Genomic DNA, 19,369 nt, shown 5'->3' on the forward strand with positions numbered 1-19,369 from the left:
CGGCCCACAAAATTGCATTCCTATTCATGGAATAGGGCGCATTAAGGCATCCCACAAAAGAATCAGAAAAGCCCTACAACCCCGCGCATTGACCCCGATCTCCCCCGCTTTGACCATTGCAACCCTGTGCAAATACGGCTCGGTACGAGTCATCTATACCGCCCAGCTAGCCAGTGGTGTACTGCTCGCACTACTGATTTACGGTAAAGGGGCGACCGAAAATATACCCGCGCATATCCTGCGCAAAATCGCCAAGGAATTTAATCATGCCCCTGACTGAAAAAGAGCTCATGGAGCGCGACTCCAAACGCAATATCGGCGAAGAGCTACTGGCTACGATCCAGGAAGTGAAAGCAGGGCGCTACGGCGATGTTCGCCAGGTGAAAGCGACCGAAGCCGCTGAAGCGCGCAGCAAGACCGGATTGTCACAACCTCGATTTGCTGAGCTATTGGGCGTGTCGGTACGTACGCTTCAGGAATGGGAGCAAGGCCGCCGCTCACCGTCGGGTGCCGCCCGCTCGCTGCTGCATATCGCAGCCATTCGCCCTGATGTCTTCCGGGATGTGCTGGCGGGATAAATTGCGACCCGCAAAACCACTTGGTGACGATCGAGCGCGAAGCGCTCGCAAGCGCCAGTGAGTTAAAGGCATGACATATCTGCCGCCCGTCGGGCAAATACGCCGATGACGCCATTACCCCCTGTAAATCGGCCTTTTGGTCATTAAAACGCAACAAAAGACGGGAACTTGTTGCCAATTATTTGACTTACGGCACTCTTGATTCGAAGCAGAGGTGGTAGCATAGAGCCAGCACTCGTCCTCAGCGAAAAATAACAGTAGTCAGGATAATGGCCGAACCAGAAGACCCCAGCCGTGATCGTCTCAAGCACCATTTTGCCCAACGCGTTATTCATCAAGCCCGCCAGATTCTGGAGGTGTGGCAGCGTTTGCAGCAATTTGAATGGTCGGTCGCGGAATTGGAAGAGTTGAAGGAGTCGACCCAACGCCTGCTGCGTTTCGCCGAACGTTTCGAGCAGGTCGAGCATGCCGACCTGGCACGCCTGCTGACCGGCGCCCTGGAAACGGTGGAGGCCAATCGCGGTCGCCTGAGCAGCGCCTCGATCACCGAGCTCAACCGTCTCATGCAGCGCCTGTCCCGCACCGGCCTGCGTCAGGGTGACCGACTCGACCAGATGGCCCTGCCACCGCTGCGCAAGCCTATCTATATAGTGCTGCATGACAGCGAACGCGCTGAACGCCTGGCTAAACAGTTGGAGTTCTTCGGCTTACAGGCCATGTCGCTGGCCGATACCGAAGCCTTCAATGCGGCCATGATCGAGCGCCATCCGGCCGCTATCGTCATGGATGTGGATTTCGCCGGCCCAGGCGAAGGCCTGAAAATCGCCGCCCAGGTCCAGGCCAGCCTGGAACAGAAACTACCCCTGCTGTTCTTCAGTCAACAGGAAACCGATACGCCGACCCGCCTGGCGGCCGTACGCGCGGGCGGCGAAGAATTCCTCACCGGCACCCTGGAAGCCTCGAGCCTGCTTGAAAAACTCGAAGTGTTGATTCGCGTGGCGCAGTACGAACCTTACAAAGTGCTGGTCATCGACGACTCCCGTGCCCAGGCGACCCACACCGAACGCCTGCTCAACAGCGCCGGGATCGTTACTCGTGTGCTGCTGGACCCGATCCAGGCCATGGCCGAACTGGCTGATTTCCAGCCGGACCTGATCATCCTCGACATGTACATGCCCGGCTGCACCGGCACGGAACTGGCCAAGGTGATTCGCCACAACGACCGTTATGTCAGCGTACCGATCATTTACCTGTCCGCCGAGGACGATCTGGACAAGCAACTGGATGCCATGAGCGAAGGCGGCGACGACTTCCTGACCAAGCCGATCCAGCCGCGTCACTTGATCACCACCGTGCGCAATCGCGCCGGGCGTGCGCGCAACCTCAAGGCGCGGATGATCCGCGACAGCCTCACCGGGCTGTATAACCACACCCATATCCTGCAACTACTGGAGGACTGCTGCCTGCGCAGCCGCCGCGAGAGCAAGCAACTGTGTTTTGCGATGCTGGATATCGACCACTTCAAGAAGGTCAACGACAGCCACGGCCACCCCATGGGCGACCGGGTGATCAAGAGCCTGGCGCTGTTTCTCAAGCAACGTCTGCGCAAGAGCGACTTCATCGGCCGTTACGGCGGTGAGGAGTTCGCTATCGTCATGCCCGATACCGACCTGTTCAATGCCCACCATGTACTCGACGAGATCCGCCGGCGATTTGCCGAGATCCACTACCCGGCAGAACCGGCCGATCTGTTCTGCACCTTCAGTGCCGGGGTGGTCGAACTGGGCGACAGCGATGACAGCCTGAGCCTGGCCGCCATGGCCGACAACGCCCTGTACCGCGCCAAGCACGCCGGACGTAACCAGGTGCACTCCAACCGCGACAGCAAGCCGGGGACCAGTTACATGATTGTGTTGCCGGAGACGACGGTCTAGACGTGCACGCCATTTCTGATCGCAATGGCGCGCTGCAGTGTGGGACCGGCTTCAGCCGGGAAAGCGCCCTTCTGATCAAAGAACTGCATTAGATATACCGACCTCTTCCCGGCTGAAGCCGGTCCCACTACGAGCTCGCCCTACATCATCCTGGGCCGGGCCCTGACGAAGCACCACCGAACAGCGCGCCCAGCTCAATCGATACCCATTGTTCGGCCCTCCCGCGTCAGTGTTCTACAGTAAGAACGGCATCGAACCGGCTTATCACCCCATCGTCGGCGAAATCGACGCCCGGGGCCTTGCCGGGTGGCTGATTAGAGCAAATGACCAAATTTAGTGCCTGAGTCACAAATTTTGCGTGAATATCGGTCATCGTGCTGGCTACTGTTGTTAACTGGACAGTCCGTCGACCTTGCGGCATAGTCGCCGCACTGTGGCTCACAGAAACAACAAGGGATACATGATGGCGACTCTCCTGGTTCTTCACGGACCCAACCTGAACCTGCTTGGCACCCGCGAACCTGGCATCTATGGCGCGATCACCCTGCCCCAGATCAACCTGGATCTGGAGCGCCGCGCCCGTGAAGCCGGTCACCATCTGATGTACCTGCAAAGCAATGCCGAATACGAATTGATCGACCGGATCCACGCGGCACGCGATGAAGGCGTGGATTTCATCATCATCAATCCGGCTGCTTTTACGCACACCAGCGTTGCAATACGTGACGCGCTGCTGGGAGTGAGCATCCCATTCATCGAAGTGCACCTGTCGAACGTGCACAAACGCGAACCTTTCCGCCATCACTCCTACTTTTCCGATGTTGCTGTCGGAGTGATCTGCGGCCTTGGCGCCAGCGGTTACCGACTGGCCCTGGAGGCCGCCCTGGAACAATTGGCCGTCAGTACCCAACCATGATCGGCGCAGCCTGAAGCTGAGCCCCATGGCCCTGACCGGCTGTCGATATACCCCTGACCGACCCTTGGGAGTTGAGAATTAATGGATATCCGTAAAGTCAAGAAACTGATCGAGCTGCTGGAAGAGTCCGGCATCGACGAATTGGAAATCCGTGAAGGTGAAGAATCCGTACGGATCAGCCGTCACAGCAAGACCCCAGCACAGCAGTACTACGCTCCGGCGCCAGTCGCCGCACCGGTTGCCGCGCCAGTCGCCGCCGCCCCGGCTGCCGAAGCTCCGGCCGCTGCGCCGAAGCACAATGGCACCGTGATCAAATCGCCGATGGTCGGCACCTTCTACCGCACCCCGGCGCCTGGTTCGCCAGCGTTCGTCGAAGTCGGCAAGACCGTCAAGAAAGGCGACACCATCTGCATCGTTGAAGCGATGAAAATGATGAACCACATCGAAGCCGAAGTCGGCGGTGTGATCGAATCCATCCTGGTAGAAAACGGTCAGCCGGTTGAGTATGACCAGCCGCTGTTCACCATCGTTTGAACCGGGGAGAGCCTGCGATGCTGGAAAAAGTCCTGATCGCCAACCGTGGCGAAATCGCCTTGCGAATCCTGCGTGCCTGTAAAGAACTGGGCATCAAGACCGTCGCCGTGCATTCCACGGCTGACCGCGAGTTGATGCACCTGGGTCTGGCCGACGAAACCGTCTGCATCGGCCCGGCGCCCGCCAACCTGTCGTACCTGAACATCCCGGCCATCATTTCGGCGGCCGAGTTGACCGGCGCAACGGCCATCCACCCTGGCTACGGCTTCCTCGCGGAAAACGCCGACTTCGCCGAACAGGTGGAAAAATCCGGCTTCGCCTTCATCGGCCCGAAAGCCGAAACCATTCGCCTGATGGGCGACAAGGTTTCTGCCAAGGACGCCATGAAGCGCGCCAAGGTACCGACCGTACCTGGCTCCGACGGCCCGCTGCCGGAAGACGAAGAAACCGCACTGCGCATTGGCCGTGAAGTCGGCTACCCGGTGATCATCAAGGCCGCCGGTGGCGGTGGTGGTCGCGGCATGCGCGTAGTGCACAAGGAAGAAGAACTGATCGAAGCCGCCAAGCAGACCCGCGCCGAAGCGGCTGCCTGGTTCAGCAACCCGATGGTCTACCTGGAAAAATACCTGACCAACCCACGTCACGTGGAAGTCCAGGTGATTTCCGACGGCCAGGGCCATGCGATCCATCTGGGCGACCGCGACTGCTCGCTGCAGCGTCGGCACCAGAAGGTTCTCGAAGAAGCACCGGCACCGTACATCGACGAAGATGCGCGCAAGGAAGTCCTGGCCAGTTGCGTCAAGGCCTGTATCGACATCGGCTACCGTGGCGCCGGCACCTTCGAGTTCCTGTACGAGAACGGTCGTTTCTACTTCATCGAAATGAACACCCGTGTTCAGGTGGAGCACCCGGTTTCGGAAATGGTCACCGGTATCGACATCGTCAAGGAGATGCTCAGCATCGCCGCCGGCAACAAATTGTCGTACACCCAGGATGACGTGGTCATTCACGGGCATGCGCTGGAATGCCGGATCAACGCCGAAGACCCGAAGACCTTCATTCCGAGCCCTGGCCTGGTCAAGCATTTCCATGCTCCAGGCGGCAACGGCGTGCGGGTTGATTCGCACCTGTACAGCGGCTACAAGGTTCCTTCGAACTACGACTCGCTGATCGGCAAGCTGATCACTTGGGGCGCGACCCGCGACGAAGCCATGGCACGCATGCGCAATGCCCTGGACGAAATCGTGGTTGACGGGATCAAGACCAATATCCCGCTGCACCGCGACCTGACCCGTGATGAAGGCTTCTGCGCTGGCGCGGTCAACATCCACTACCTGGAACACAAGTTGGCAGAAGAAAAGTAACTTCTGGTAGCTAAATGCTCTAAGCCTGGAAGCCCCGACTTGTCGGGGCTTCTTCGTTTTCGCTGCACATACCTGTCATTTCTGACAGTAGCGAGCGATCTATCCCCTGCTAATAATCCGGTTTGCGCACAAGCGCATATCCAATGGAGAAAGATCATGACTAACAAATCGGAGAAGAGTCGTCAGGCTGAAGGCAGCTTCACTTGGGACAAAAACGGAACGGCCTACACCGCTGATGGCATCGTGTGTCACTGGAGTGAAGGGGCATGGGTCGTTTACGCCACTCTGGCACCTGCCAGCTCATCGAGCCACCAGGCATTTTCAATCATCATTCCAGCCGAATCGCCCCGGGACATTATCGACCTGGAGTTTCCTCACACTAAACTCAGAACCTTCCAGCACACCTTCATCGTCCGGGACCAGCAAAATTACTGGCCGCGGACACTCAGCCTTGAAGGCAAAGTGGAGGTATACATCCATCCTCGCAAGGGTGAGTTCAAAGGCCAGTTCGAATACGCCACGCATAACCCTGAGTTTCACCTGCATGGAAATGGCACCTTCAACCTGACGCTGGAACGGGTTGAGTAATGACCCTATAGCGGTAGCGGATGCTCGTTGGCAGCCTGCGACGTCGGCCCGCGAGCATTTGCGGCGAACCTGAAGTAAACTTCGCCGCTTTCCTGCTCTCTGCATAGGTAACACGCCATGCCATGGCTGCAAGTCCGTCTCGCCATCAGTCCAGAACAAGCCGAAACCTACGAAGATGCCCTGCTTGAAGTGGGCGCCGTATCGGTCACGTTCATGGACGCGGAAGATCAGCCGATTTTCGAGCCGGAACTCAACACCACGCCGCTGTGGTCGCACACCCACTTGCTGGCGCTGTTCGAGGCTGATACCGACGCCGATCTGGTACTGGCCCACCTGCGCCTGCTGACCGATACCGAACTGCCCGAGCACATGCATGAAGTAATCGCCGACCAGGACTGGGAACGCAGCTGGATGGACAACTTCCAGCCGATGCGTTTCGGCCAACGCCTGTGGATCGTGCCAAGCTGGCATGCCGCCCCGGAGCCGGATGCGGTCAACCTGCTGCTGGACCCGGGCCTGGCCTTTGGCACCGGCACTCACCCGACCACCGCCCTGTGCCTGGAATGGCTGGACGGTCAGGACCTCAAGGGCTATGAAGTCCTCGATTTCGGTTGCGGCTCGGGGATCCTCGCCATTGCCGCCCTGCTGTTGGGCGCCAAGACCGCCGTCGGCACCGATATCGACGTACAAGCCCTGGAAGCCTCTCGCGACAACGCCGGACGCAATAATATCGCCGCCGAAAGCTTTGCGCTGTACCTGCCTGAAGACCTGCCGCAACAACCCGCTGATGTGCTGGTGGCAAATATTCTCGCCGGGCCGCTGGTTTCACTGGCACCTCAGCTGGCAACACTGGTCAAATCCGGTGGTCGCCTGGCGCTGTCGGGCATCCTCGCTGAACAGGGCGAAGAAGTCGCCGCCGCCTATGCTGAAACATTCGATCTGGATCCGATCGCCAACCGTGATGGCTGGGTACGCATCACGGGCCGTCGTCGCTAACCGCCGCTTGAACCGGATACCCGCATGACCGACAGTTTTGTCACCCAGTGCCCCCACTGCCAGACCAGTTTCCGAGTCAGCCACGCGCAATTGAGCGTGGCCCGCGGCGTGGTCCGTTGTGGGGCCTGCCTGCAAGTCTTCAACGCAGCGAAACAACTGTTGGAACAACGCGCCGGCAAGAACGCGACCGGCAGCAATGCCGGTGCTCCGCTGCCGGTCCCAGTCCCGATCCCAGTCCCAGCTCCGGTTCCGACTCTGGCGCCACCACCGGCGCCGATCCCGAAACCCGCAGCACCCGCAGCACCCGCAGCACCCGCAGTCGTGCCGCCGGTCCTGCCTGCGGTCAAGCCTGTTGCACCTGCACCTGCACCTGCACCTGCACCTGCACCTGCACCTGCACCTGCACCTGCACCTGCACCTGCACCTGCACCTGCACCTGCACCTGCACCGATCGAGCCTGAGGCCGAGCAGGATCCATGGCAAATCACCGAGATGGATCTGGACAGCCTCGACCTCGACGAAGAGCTGGCCCGCCTGGAGAAACGCGAGAACAAACAAGCCGAACCCTACGGCGAAAAATTCAATGGCCCGGCCCTGACCGCCAGTCGCGACCAACTGCGCAGCGAGCCGGACGAATGGGTCGGCAGCCTGCGCAACGATGATGTCGCCGACCTTCCGGAACTGCATGCCCGCGAGCCTGAACCCGAAGAGGAAGACGACGAGATAGTCGAGCCCGCCAGGATAGAAGCCGAGCACAGCGGCCGCACTGAGCCATCGCTTTCCCTGGCAGCCGTTGATGAGCCCGAGGAAGAACTGGACGAACACGGCCGGCCCCTGCCGCCATTGCCGCCACCGCGCAAGATCGTGGAAAAACCCAGCCGCTGGTCGGCTGTGGATGACGACGAAGACGAGCATGACAGCGAGCCGGTCCTCACCACCGCCAGCCGTACGCGGCGTGGTCGCAATGAGCCAGACGTGCGCGAGCAGACGCTGCTCGACCTGACCGACGATCCGTTGCAACTGGACTGGCAGCGGCCCAAGCCGCGCTGGGGCAGACGCCTGGCCTGGGCTTTGCTGTGCCTGCTGGCACTGGCCGGACTGCTGGGCCAGTACGTCTGGTATCACTTCGACGAGCTGGCACGGCAGGATCAATACCGCCCATGGTTCCAGCAGATATGCCCGCAAATTAACTGCAAGGTGCCATCAAAGGTAGATATCACTCTGCTCAAGAGCAGCAACCTGGTGGTGCGCAGCCATCCCGATTTCAAAGGCGCGCTGGTGGTCGATGCGATCATCTATAACCGTGCGTCGTTTTCCCAGCCGTTCCCGCTTTTGGAACTGCGCTTTGCCGATACCAATGGTCAACTGATTGCCAGTCGTCGGTTCAAGCCGGGCGAATACCTGAGCGGCGAAATGGCGGGCAAGGAAGAGATGCCGCCGCAAACGCCGATTCATATCGCTTTGGACATCCTCGACCCTGGGGCCAAGGCTGTGAATTACAGCCTGAGTTTCCGCTCCCCGGAGTGAAACCCAGATCCGGCAAGGGTTGCAGCCCGATGATCTGACCATCTCATGATCGACGGCAAAAAACGTGCGCGACATTCACCGATACTTTTATGACATCGGGTTATCGGCAGAACCGTTCGCGATAACAATGCAGCTGTTCAGATTTTATCCAATTCAGCCTTTATCCAGTCATCGAGAGCGGGTATCATGCCAACCCTTTTTGATACTCCGGGTCCTGTCTGAAACGTCGCGAAAGCACTTTTCTGGCCGGTTCCGGGTGGATCGGTCGAAGCGACTATTGCAACGGTCGCAGCCGATCCGCGGATGATTCGGCCACACACAGGCTGCAAAACGAGCACACCTATGTCCGCGGTACGCATCGGTCCATATACATTGCAGAACGGCTTGATCCTCGCCCCGATGGCGGGAGTCACTGACCAGCCCTTCCGCCAGCTCTGCCGCCAAATGGGTGCAGGTCTTGTGGTCTCGGAAATGGTCACCAGTGACATGAGCCTGTGGAACAGTCGCAAATCGCGCCTGCGCATGATCCACGAGGGTGATCCCGAGCCGCGCTCGGTGCAGATCGCCGGTGGGGACCCGCAGATGCTGGCAGACGCCGCCCGTGCCAACGTCGAACTGGGTGCCCAGATCATCGACATCAACATGGGTTGCCCGGCCAAGAAGGTGTGCAACAAGGCAGCGGGTTCTGCGCTGCTCAAGGATGAACAGTTGGTGAACGAGATCCTGCAGGCCGTTGTCGCTGCGGTCGATGTGCCGGTCACCCTGAAGATTCGTACCGGTTGGGACCGGGAGAACAAGAACGGCTTGACGGTGGCGAAGATCGCCGAACAGGCAGGCATTCAGGCGCTGGCGGTCCATGGCAGGACCCGCGCCGACCTGTACACCGGTGAAGCCGAATACGACACCATCGCCGCCATCAAGCAGGCGGTGTCGATCCCGGTCTTTGCCAATGGCGATATCGATTCACCCGAGAAAGCCCGGCGCGTCCTTGCCGCGACCGGTGCCGATGGTTTGTTGATTGGCCGGGCCGCCCAGGGGCGTCCATGGATTTTTCGTGAGATAGAGCATTACCTGCGGACCGGCGAAACATTGCCGGCACTGCCGTCCAGTGAAGTGGAACGCATCCTGCTAGAGCATCTGGCGAGCCTCCATCTTTTCTACGGCGACGTGCTGGGCGTGCGTATCGCCCGCAAGCACGTCGGCTGGTATCTCGCAACATTGCCGGGCGCCAAAGAGTTTCGCGCCCTTTTCAATGCTTTGCAGGATACGCAAGCGCAGTGCGCTCACGTTCGCGAGTTCTTTAGCCAAGGCGACAGGACACCGGGCGTAACGAACGGAGACGAGGTGGCCGCATGACGATGATGACCGAGACTTTAGTGAGTGGAACAACACCCGTGAGCGACAACGTCAATTTGAAACAGCACCTCAACACGCCGAGCGAAGAGGGTCAGACCCTGCGCGGCAGTGTCGAGAAGGCGCTGCACAATTATTTCGCCCACCTCGAAGGCGCTGCCGTCACGGATGTCTACAACCTGGTGTTGTCGGAAGTCGAGGCGCCGCTGCTCGAAAGCGTGATGAGTTATGTAAAGGGCAACCAGACCAAGGCCTCTGAGCTGCTGGGCCTCAATCGCGGCACTCTGCGCAAGAAACTCAAGCAGTACGATCTGCTTTAAGCATTCCATGACAGAAAAAGGCGACCCGCCGAACGCGGTCGCCTTTTTTGCTGATTGACTCCTTTTGCTTTTGATGGAAATTGAGATGACCGACCAGACTACCCGCCTGCCGATCCGCCGCGCCCTGATCAGCGTTTCCGACAAGACCGGGATCCTTGAATTCGCCCGTGAACTCGAAGCCCTGGGCGTCGAGATCCTCTCCACCGGCGGCACCTTCAAGCTGCTCAAGGACAACGGCGTCGCCGCAGTGGAAGTCGCCGACTACACCGGTTTCGCCGAAATGATGGACGGTCGGGTCAAGACCCTGCACCCGAAAATCCACGGGGGCATCCTTGGCCGTCGCGGCATCGACGATGCCATCATGAGCGAGCACGGCATCAAGCCGATCGACTTGGTTGCGGTCAACCTCTACCCGTTCGAAGCCACCGTGGCCAAGCCAGGCTGCGACCTGCCGACCGCCATCGAAAACATCGACATCGGCGGCCCGACCATGGTCCGCTCGGCCGCAAAGAACCATAAAGACGTGGCCATCGTGGTCAACGCCAGTGACTACAGCCAGGTGCTGGAAAACCTCAAGGCCGGTGGCCTGACCTACGCCCAGCGTTTCGACCTGATGCTCAAGGCGTTCGAACACACGGCCGCCTACGACGGCATGATTGCCAACTACCTGGGCAGCATCGACCAGAAAGCCGAGACCCTTTCGACTTCCGGCCGCAGCCAGTTCCCGCGCACCTTCAACAGCCAGTTCGTCAAGGCTCAGGAAATGCGCTACGGCGAGAACCCGCACCAGAGCGCGGCGTTCTACGTTGAAGCCAACCCGGCCGAAGTGGGCATCGCCACCGCGACCCAACTGCAAGGCAAGGAGCTGTCGTTCAACAACGTGGCCGACACCGACGCCGCGCTGGAATGCGTGAAGAGCTTCGTCAAGCCAGCCTGTGTCATCGTCAAGCACGCCAACCCGTGCGGCGTGGCGGTCAGCCCGGACAGCGAAGGCGGCATCCGCCAGGCCTATGAACTGGCCTACGCCACCGACACCGAGTCCGCGTTCGGCGGCATCATCGCCTTCAACCGGGAGCTGGACGCAGAAACGGCCAAGGCCATCGTCGAGCGCCAGTTCGTCGAAGTGATCATTGCCCCGAGCGTCAGCGCCGAAGCCCAGGCCATCGTCGCCAGCAAAGCCAACGTGCGTCTGCTCAGCACCGGCCAGTGGGCTGCCGAACGTGGTGCTGCGTGGGACTACAAGCGCGTCAACGGCGGCCTGCTGGTACAGAGCCGAGATATCGGCATGATCAGCGTCGATGACCTGAAAGTCGTGACCCAGCGCGCGCCGACCGAACAGGAAATCCATGACCTGATCTTCGCCTGGAAAGTCGCCAAGTACGTCAAGTCCAACGCCATCGTCTACGCCAAGAACCGCCAGACCATCGGCGTCGGCGCCGGCCAGATGAGCCGCGTCAACTCGGCCCGTATCGCCGCCATCAAGGCCGAGCATGCAGGCCTTGCGGTTGCCGGTGCAGTCATGGCCTCGGACGCCTTCTTCCCGTTCCGCGACGGCATCGACAACGCGGCCAAGGTCGGCATCACTGCGGTGATTCAGCCAGGCGGCTCGATGCGCGATGCAGAAGTGATTGCTGCGGCTGACGAAGCAGGCATTGCCATGGTCTTTACTGGTATGCGCCATTTCAGGCACTGAGTGCAGCTACGAGCTTCAAGCTGCGAGCGGCAAGCAAGAGCAGGTCTATATCGATCTTGCTTGCCATTGCAGTCCAAATAATTCAGAGCAACATGCTGCAAGTAAGCACTCCGTTATTGTGCTTTTAGCTTGCAGCTCGTAGCTCGCAGCTTCTCCGAAGGAGTCTCCTTTGAACGTATTGATCATCGGCAGTGGCGGTCGTGAACACGCCCTGGCCTGGAAAGTCGCACAGGACCCGCGTGTCGAAAAGGTTTTCGTCGCGCCGGGCAATGCCGGGACCGCCATCGAAGCCAAGTGCGAAAACGTCGCCATCGACGTGCTGGCCCTTGAGCAACTGGCAGACTTCGCCGAGCAGAACGTCTCGCTGACCATCGTTGGCCCGGAAGTGCCACTGGTTGCCGGTGTCGTCGATCTGTTCCGCTCCCGTGGCCTGGACTGCTTCGGGCCGACCGCTGGGGCTGCACAGCTCGAAGGCTCCAAGGCCTTCACCAAGGACTTCCTGGCCCGCCACAAGATCCCGACTGCCGACTATCAGAACTTCACCGAAATCGAGCCAGCCCTGGCGTATCTGCGCGAAAAAGGCGCGCCGATCGTGATCAAGGCCGATGGTCTCGCTGCCGGTAAGGGCGTAATCGTCGCCATGACACTGACCGAAGCCGAAGACGCCGTGCGCGACATGCTGGCGGGCAACGCTTTTGGCGAAGCCGGCTCCCGTGTAGTCATCGAAGAGTTTCTCGATGGCGAAGAGGCCAGCTTTATTGTCATGGTTGACGGCAAGAATGTATTGCCAATGGCCACCAGCCAGGACCACAAGCGCGTCGGCGACGGCGACAGCGGCCCGAATACCGGCGGCATGGGTGCCTATTCCCCGGCCCCGGTGGTCACCGCCGACGTTCACCAGCGTGTCATGGATCTGGTGATCTGGCCGACCGTCCGAGGCATGGCCGACGAAGGTAACGTTTACACCGGCTTCCTCTATGCTGGTTTGATGATCGACAAGGCCGGGAACCCGAAAGTCATCGAGTTCAACTGCCGTTTCGGCGACCCGGAAACCCAGCCGGTGATGCTGCGCCTGCAATCGAGTCTGGTTCTGCTGGTCGAGGCCGCACTGGCCCAGGCCCTGGACAAGGTCGAAGCACAGTGGGATCCGCGTCCGAGCCTGGGCATTGTCCTGGCAGCCGGTGGCTATCCTGGTGACTACGCCAAGGGCGCGACCATCAACGGTCTGGACGCCGCAGCACAACTGCCAGGCAAGGTGTTCCATGCCGGTACTGCGCTGCAAAATGGTCAGGTCGTGACCAGTGGCGGTCGTGTATTGTGTGCAACAGCACTGGGCGAAAGCGTCGGAGCAGCGCAACAAAGCGCCTACGAACTGGCAGCAAAAGTCGATTGGGAAGGCTGCTTCTATCGCGAGGACATTGGCTACCGTGCCATTGCCCGCGAACGTGGTGAAAACCTGGAGTAAGTCAGGCGGCCAGACCTCTGCCTTTCACAAGGTCGGGTCTGGCCACTCCGGCACCGCACAGAGGCAAAAGGCATTTATCTACGAAGGGATTTCGCCGTGCGCTGGCTCAGGATTGCCATAGGTTCCACAGTGGGTCTGCTGACCCTGCTCTTCATGCTTTCGGCTCAGGCCGAGCAAGGTGCGGGTTGGTCCGCCTTGTTCGATGACCAGGCCGACCTGCAACTGAGCGATATCCGTTCAGCGCGCTACCAGAATCAATTCAGCCCCATCGAGCTGGCCAAGGTCACCGCCGCCGGCCGCAACAGCGCCTTGTGGCTGCACTACCGTCTTCCCCCCGATGACCACGAGCAACTGCTGAGGGTCTTCGCTCCCGATCTGGCCAACCTGGACCTGTATGTCCTTAACGGCGACAGCCTGGTCAATCACACTCGTAGCGGCAACAGCGTCCCCCGGCACAATCAGGTGCTGTCCGGCAGCGATTTCCTGCTGCCCATCCCGGCCAGTGATGTGTCTCAGGACATCTACCTGCGCCTGGTCTCGACCCAGCAACTGCGCCCCAATATCACCCTGCAGGCCGCGATACAAAGCGCCGCCGACGAACGCCAGCCCCTGCTGTTCGGCATGATCTTCGGCGCGCTGGTGATGCTGATCCTGCAGAACCTGACCCGTTACGCCCACACCCGCGCACGCAGCAATCTATGGCTGGCCGGCAGCGAAGCCCTGCTGGTCATGAGCGCTGTGCTGCTGCTCAACCTGCCAGCGCCCTGGCTGGTCAACTGGCATATCAATCAGACGCCCGGCGCCCACCTCACCCTGCTGCTGGCCATGCTCAGCGCGCTGATGTACACCGGCTGCTTCTTCTCCCACCGCAGCATTGCGATTCATAACCGCCTGCTGCTGGCCAACATCATCCTGATCGCCCTTGGCGGCCTGCTGATGCTGTTTGTCGATACCTTGCCGCTGAACGTCATGACCTACGTCCTGATCGCTCCGGCCACTCTGACCATGCTGATGATTTCAGTCAGCCACTGGCAGCGCGGTTTCTGGCCCGCACGCCTGTTTATCGCCGGCATGCTGGTGTTGAATGTCGGTTGTCTGGTCATCCTGCCGGCCATGCTCTGGCTGACCCAGGTGCCGCCGCAGTGGATGGTCATGAGCATGCTGGTATTTGCCTGCATCACCGGCCTGTTGATGAGTGTCGCCCTCAGCGAGCGTCATCGCAGCATCACTGAAGACAACTTCAGCATCAGCCGTGACCTGGCGGCCAGCACGGCGGAGATCAACGCCAAGGCCGAGTTCCTGGCCAAGATCAGCCACGAAATCCGCACCCCCATGAACGGCGTGCTGGGCATGACCGAGCTGCTGCTGGGCACGCCGCTGTCGGTCAAGCAACGCGACTACGTGCAGACCATTCACAGCGCCGGTAACGAGCTGCTGACCCTGATCAACGAGATTCTCGACATTACCAAGCTTGAATCCGGGCAGATCGAACTGGACGATGTGCAGTTCGATATCAGTGCGCTGATCGAGGATTGCCTGAATATCTTCCGGGCCCGGGCCGAACAGCAGAACGTCGAACTGATCAGTCTTATCCAGCCCCAGGTGCCTCAGGTCATCAGCGGTGACCCGACGCGCCTGCGCCAGACCCTGCTGAGCCTGCTGGAAAACTCCCTGAAGAAAACCGACGAAGGCGAGATCCTGGTCGTGGTCGCCCTCGACTCCCGCGCCGGGCAGCCACGCCTGCGCATTTCGGTGCAGGACAGCGGCGAACCCATGGAGCCCAAAGAGCGCGACGCCCTGCTCAGCGCCGAGCTGCATAGCAAGAACTTCCTCGCGGCAAGCAAGCTGGGCGGCCATCTGGGGCTGGTCATCGCTCGCCAGTTGATCCGCCTGATGGACGGCGAATTCGGCATCCAGACCAGTACCCTGGGCAGCACCCTGTGGCTGAGCCTGCCCCTGGACCCTTCGCGCCTGGAACAGCCGACCATCGACCTCGACGGCCCGCTCAAGGGCGCCAGGGCCTTGGTGGTGGACGACAACGACACCTGCCGCAAGGTGCTGGTACAGCAATGCACGGCCTGGGGCCTGAACGTCAGCGCCGTGCCGTCGGGCAAGGAGGCACTGGCCCTGCTGCGGACCAAGGCGCATCTACGGGACTATTTCGACGTGGTCCTGCTCGACCAGAACATGCCCGGCATGACCGGCATGCAACTGGCGGCCAAGATCAAGGAAGACCCGAGCCTGAACCATGACATCCTGCTGATCATGCTCACCGGCATCAGCAACGCGCCGAGCAAGATCATCGCCCGTAATGCCGGGATCAAGCGCATCCTGGCCAAGCCCGTGGCCGGTTATACCCTGAAAACCACCCTGGCCGACGAGCTGACGCAACTGAACAAGGGCGGCGGCGTGCTGCCCTTCACCGCCAGCCTGCCTCCCACTATCCCGGTGGTGGTGCCCAGCGATTTCCGCATTCTGGTCGCCGAGGACAACAGCATTTCGACCAAAGTGATTCGCGGCATGCTGGGCAAACTCAATCTCAATCCGGATACCGCCAGCAACGGTGAAGAAGCCCTGCGCGCCATGAAGGCCCAGCGTTATGACCTGGTCTTGATGGATTGTGAGATGCCGATCCTCGATGGTTTCTCCGCCACCGAACAGCTGCGTGCCTGGGAAGTGGGCAACCAGCGGGTACGCACCCCGGTGGTGGCCCTGACCGCGCATATCCTCACCGAGCACAAGGAACGCGCCCGCCAGGCTGGCATGGACGGCCATATGGCCAAACCCGTTGAGTTGTCGCAACTGCGCGAACTGATCGAGTACTGGGTCGCCCAGCGCAAACAGATCCAGGAGCTGACCTCCAGCGCCGATCTCTATCAACAAAATTGACAGGGGTACTGCAAAGCCAACTGGTAGACTCCGCCGGTCTGCCTCTCTGCGCGAGCCGAAATCATGCTCCACGTGCTGTTCAGCGTTTATTTGAAGATGTTGGTGCTCTACAGCCCGTTCTTCGTTCTGTCCTGCTTCATCAGCCTCACCCGCGGCCATTCCCGTAAGGAACAACGCCGCCTGGCCTGGAAGGTCGCCCTGGCGACACTGATTTCCAGTGTGCTGCTGTATCTGTTTGGCCGAGTGATCTTCAGCGTCTTCGGCATCACTGTTGACGCCTTCCGCATTGGCGCGGGCAGCGTGCTGTTTATCTCGGCACTGGGCATGGCCCAAGGCAAATCAGCCGTGCAGACCGACAACGTTCAGCAGGACGTCACCATCGTGCCGCTGACCATTCCCCTGACCGTAGGCCCCGGCACCATCGGTGCGCTGCTGGTCATGGGCGTCAGCCAGCCGCACTGGGATGACAAACTCACCGCTATCGTCAGCATCGCCCTGGCCAGTTTCACCGTAGGCGTGGTGCTGTACCTGGCCAACCGTATCGAACGCATTCTCGGCGATCAGGGCTTACAGATTGTCAGCCGCCTGATGGGGCTATTTGTCTGCGCCCTGGCGGCACAGATCATTTTTACCGGGGTGCGGGGTTATCTGGTTCAGTAACGCCCGGCCATCCATCCCAGAAACTATATGTGCCGAATCCTTTCGGCGCATTTTAACGGTCTTATTCGCCTCGACCATGATCGCCCCTGTGCTAAGCCAGGTTGGCAAAATAAAGGCGAGTGTATCTTTCCAGGTTGTTGGTGACGCTTTCACGAAATGGCTCATAGCCTTGGCTGGTATACAGAAATGCGCCCCCGTTCAGGGTAATGGTCATACTCGACGTCGGCCGCTGAAACCAAGTGCCCGCCTGAGCTTCTGTGTGCATGCGGATGCCACAGATCAAGACGTCAATCCCGCCTGCCGGCTCCTTTCGGCAAGGCACCATCTGAAAGCTTTCGCTTTGGCTGGCGCTGAACCAGTCCTCAAAAAACGCCTGCGCCTGTTGGCTGCCTAGCAGTTTCTGCAAGGCTGAATAGGCCAGTTCAGATAACTCGGGATGGCCGGTTGCTTGAAGTGCATCACGGGTCACGTAAAGCAGATCCTCAGGCTTGGTAATGGTCAGGCTCTCATTGCTCAATGCGCCGGTGAGTTTGAAGCCGTTGTTGTATAAAACCGCCTGGTATGACCTCATCCAATCTGACCAGGCATCCCGGCGGCGGTATCTGCTGTCTGCCTGGGCCTGCGCATAGTTCAGGCAGTCCAGAATATCGCTCTTCTCCTGCTCGGACATGCCATCAGAGAACGACACCAGGCTGTTACCCGTCAGCAGCGCGCGCCCCCGGCTATTGGTCATGGCCTTGCGCCTCAATTTCTTTACGGCCCACTGGCAGTATCAACCCGCCGCGCTTGCCCGACACAATACCCAGCACCTTGTTGCGCACGCTCTTGCAATAATCGTCGTGACTCCATATGCGGCGGGTATAGCCCACATCAACTTTTCCGACGATAGTGCGGCCGGGAAACTCTTGACGTAGCAAGTCAGCGTTCACCACAGACGTGGTCGTGAAGGTTACCGAAAGCGAGGACAACTGGGCCCTCGGTGTCAGGGTACTGACTTGCAAGGCGATGATTGAGCGCCCCTGGGCATCGGAAGCGGACTTCAAAATATGTCGGCGCAATAATAACGCCACGGGATCGCTGCCTGAAAGACTGGCAACGCGGTCAATCATGCTTTTCACTTCAGTGATGTGAGAAGCCGGCAACTGGGACAGCAAGTAGTTTTCAATTAACATTTTGATACTGATAACGGCATCGCTATCGGGTTCATACGCATGACGTTCACTATCAGACAGCGCCCACTTGACTACTTGCAGTGCATTGTCACACAGAGAAAACCACTGAACAGGTCCGTCGAGTGCTTTCTTTTCTTTATCGGCATAAAGTTGCGAGTACAACAACGTGTCAAACACATCACCCATCACACCCGAAGCCAAATCACTACTATCTAGCAATAGATGCCCTGCAATCAGGGTACTGGAATTAGCACTATCCATTGTATTACCCCCTACGATCAAACACTAAAAGCAAGAGGCTGTCACTCGAACAGCCCCTGCAAATTAATCAGTCAAAACCGGCAAAATATTTATCTGCATCCGCCCCCATCACTTTCTTAATTTTATCTTCGTAATCTTTATAACGGCGCCCATCAAACTCTACCCCCCTCACCAGCCGCTTGATACTCAGCCTGCGAACCTCCCACTTAAAGAACGGTACACCGACCTTATCATCAGAATATTCGCAATCCAGGGAGACCATGTACGTAATCGGGGTACCCCCGGCCGACTGAACGCAGGGCATGATACGGCAGGTACCGCGCACGCCTTCTTTACTGTTGCGCTCAAACAATTGCATCAGCGGTTCATTTTTTGCAGCTTTTCCAGAGTCAAACCCAAGAGGCTGATAACGGTTGCAGCATTAGGTCCGGCTATCGCCCCGATAAGTTCGAGTACCACCGAATCCATGGTCAGTGATTGACTGCTCGACTTGTACTCGCCGTAGTCATGACCGCCCGCCATCGTCCAGCCACAATAATAAAGGGCCTTGGCGTATTCCTCATGCCATTCGATCGGTTTTTCTTTGAGACTATATTCTTTCGTGGCGGCCATCTCGGCGAACGCTGCACTCAACCTGATTGCATCGCGAACTTCTTCTTTAACGCCATCGGCAAACGCAATCACGGTGGGAGAATCTTTACCGACCTGACCGCTTTTACCGACATCGCCCTCGCCATCCATACTGTCCGACATAACCTTTGCTCGATAGTCGAACATGGCGTTATCTGGCTCAAACGAAGGAAACCCGGAAAAATAGGCAGCAGCTTCTTCTACAGTAGGTTCCGAAAAGGTGTCTTTGATACTCATGACGCATTCCTTGCAGAAAGTTATTTTTAATGAGCGGTCTGACCGACCGCTCGTTAAAACTAGACTTAGGATTTGCCAGACACAACCCTTTAAAAACGGCGACGGCTTCATCAACAACTAAAAACAAACATTTGATCAACATAATAAATACTAATGAAAAACCCATATAGCAAAAGCTTTACCGCACTTTCACGCAGACGTCATTCCAATAACTTACTAACCTTTAGGAATACTCCATGACACAAGCTTCTT

At 59.0% G+C, this 19,369-nt stretch carries 18 protein-coding genes; 14 read left to right on the top strand and 4 right to left on the bottom strand.

The annotated features are described in order from the left end of the window. Positions 1-266: 266 nt before the first annotated feature. The 14 genes from AC1Z24_RS28045 to AC1Z24_RS28110 all read left to right on the top strand — a co-directional run bounded on the left by AC1Z24_RS28045 (position 267) and on the right by AC1Z24_RS28110 (position 16,817). Positions 267-578 carry a helix-turn-helix domain-containing protein gene (locus tag AC1Z24_RS28045; RefSeq protein WP_483743583.1) on the top strand — a complete coding sequence of 104 codons (312 nt, stop codon included), beginning with the start codon at positions 267-269 and terminating at the stop codon, positions 576-578. 269 nt (positions 579-847) lie between these two features. Further along, on the top strand, positions 848-2,512 hold the full coding sequence (locus AC1Z24_RS28050; RefSeq protein ID WP_483743584.1) for a diguanylate cyclase: 1,665 nt from the start codon (positions 848-850) through the stop codon (positions 2,510-2,512). Positions 2,513-2,975: 463 nt separating this feature from the next. Continuing rightward, positions 2,976-3,428: a type II 3-dehydroquinate dehydratase gene (gene aroQ / locus AC1Z24_RS28055; RefSeq protein ID WP_259110919.1), complete on the top strand. Its 453-nt coding sequence runs from the start codon at positions 2,976-2,978 to the stop codon at positions 3,426-3,428. Between the two features lie 81 nt (positions 3,429-3,509). Beyond that, positions 3,510-3,962, top strand: a complete 453-nt coding sequence (gene accB, locus AC1Z24_RS28060; protein ID WP_259110917.1) for an acetyl-CoA carboxylase biotin carboxyl carrier protein — start codon at positions 3,510-3,512, stop codon at positions 3,960-3,962. 17 nt (positions 3,963-3,979) lie between these two features. After that, positions 3,980-5,326 carry an acetyl-CoA carboxylase biotin carboxylase subunit gene (gene accC / locus AC1Z24_RS28065; RefSeq protein ID WP_259110914.1) on the top strand — a complete coding sequence of 449 codons (1,347 nt, stop codon included), beginning with the start codon at positions 3,980-3,982 and terminating at the stop codon, positions 5,324-5,326. A 156-nt stretch (positions 5,327-5,482) separates the two neighbouring features. Next, complete coding sequence (locus AC1Z24_RS28070; protein ID WP_483743585.1) at positions 5,483-5,914, top strand: hypothetical protein; 432 nt, start codon at positions 5,483-5,485, stop codon at positions 5,912-5,914. Between the two features lie 117 nt (positions 5,915-6,031). Continuing rightward, positions 6,032-6,910, top strand: a complete 879-nt coding sequence (gene prmA / locus AC1Z24_RS28075) for a 50S ribosomal protein L11 methyltransferase (protein WP_483743586.1) — start codon at positions 6,032-6,034, stop codon at positions 6,908-6,910. 24 nt (positions 6,911-6,934) lie between these two features. Beyond that, positions 6,935-8,437 (top strand): DUF3426 domain-containing protein, encoded by a 1,503-nt coding sequence (locus AC1Z24_RS28080; RefSeq protein ID WP_483743587.1) that lies wholly within the window; start codon positions 6,935-6,937, stop codon positions 8,435-8,437. A gap of 342 nt (positions 8,438-8,779) precedes the next feature. Further along, entirely contained in the window at positions 8,780-9,793 is a 1,014-nt protein-coding gene (dusB, locus tag AC1Z24_RS28085) for a tRNA dihydrouridine synthase DusB (RefSeq protein WP_483743588.1), read from the top strand. Beyond that, complete coding sequence (gene fis / locus AC1Z24_RS28090) at positions 9,790-10,110, top strand: DNA-binding transcriptional regulator Fis (protein WP_259110901.1); 321 nt, start codon at positions 9,790-9,792, stop codon at positions 10,108-10,110. Before dusB ends, fis begins: the two co-directional genes overlap by 4 nt. A gap of 85 nt (positions 10,111-10,195) precedes the next feature. Then, positions 10,196-11,803: a bifunctional phosphoribosylaminoimidazolecarboxamide formyltransferase/IMP cyclohydrolase gene (gene purH / locus AC1Z24_RS28095; protein WP_483743589.1), complete on the top strand. Its 1,608-nt coding sequence runs from the start codon at positions 10,196-10,198 to the stop codon at positions 11,801-11,803. Positions 11,804-11,972: 169 nt separating this feature from the next. Next, positions 11,973-13,268 (top strand): phosphoribosylamine--glycine ligase, encoded by a 1,296-nt coding sequence (gene purD, locus AC1Z24_RS28100; protein WP_483743590.1) that lies wholly within the window; start codon positions 11,973-11,975, stop codon positions 13,266-13,268. A 96-nt stretch (positions 13,269-13,364) separates the two neighbouring features. Continuing rightward, positions 13,365-16,157, top strand: coding sequence for a response regulator (locus AC1Z24_RS28105; RefSeq protein WP_483743591.1), 2,793 nt, complete (start codon positions 13,365-13,367; stop codon positions 16,155-16,157). 63 nt (positions 16,158-16,220) lie between these two features. Continuing rightward, positions 16,221-16,817, top strand: a complete 597-nt coding sequence (locus AC1Z24_RS28110; protein ID WP_413306512.1) for a MarC family protein — start codon at positions 16,221-16,223, stop codon at positions 16,815-16,817. A 91-nt stretch (positions 16,818-16,908) separates the two neighbouring features. Here the strand turns inward: AC1Z24_RS28110 and AC1Z24_RS28115 are convergent, their stop codons facing one another. The 4 genes from AC1Z24_RS28115 to AC1Z24_RS28130 form a co-directional block, all read right to left on the bottom strand. Next, complete coding sequence (locus AC1Z24_RS28115) at positions 16,909-17,550, bottom strand: hypothetical protein (protein WP_483743592.1); 642 nt, start codon at positions 17,548-17,550, stop codon at positions 16,909-16,911. Further along, a complete protein-coding gene (locus AC1Z24_RS28120) occupies positions 17,540-18,250 on the bottom strand; it encodes a hypothetical protein (RefSeq protein WP_483743593.1) in 711 nt (236 codons plus the stop codon). Before AC1Z24_RS28120 ends, AC1Z24_RS28115 begins: the two co-directional genes overlap by 11 nt. Before the next feature lie 67 nt (positions 18,251-18,317). Beyond that, positions 18,318-18,608 (bottom strand): hypothetical protein, encoded by a 291-nt coding sequence (locus AC1Z24_RS28125; protein WP_483743594.1) that lies wholly within the window; start codon positions 18,606-18,608, stop codon positions 18,318-18,320. Then, entirely contained in the window at positions 18,608-19,117 is a 510-nt protein-coding gene (locus tag AC1Z24_RS28130) for a hypothetical protein (RefSeq protein ID WP_483743595.1), read from the bottom strand. The genes AC1Z24_RS28125 and AC1Z24_RS28130 overlap by 1 nt, the downstream gene beginning before the upstream one ends. Positions 19,118-19,369 lie beyond the last annotated feature (252 nt).

This window comes from Pseudomonas sp. JL23 (assembly GCF_056933585.1).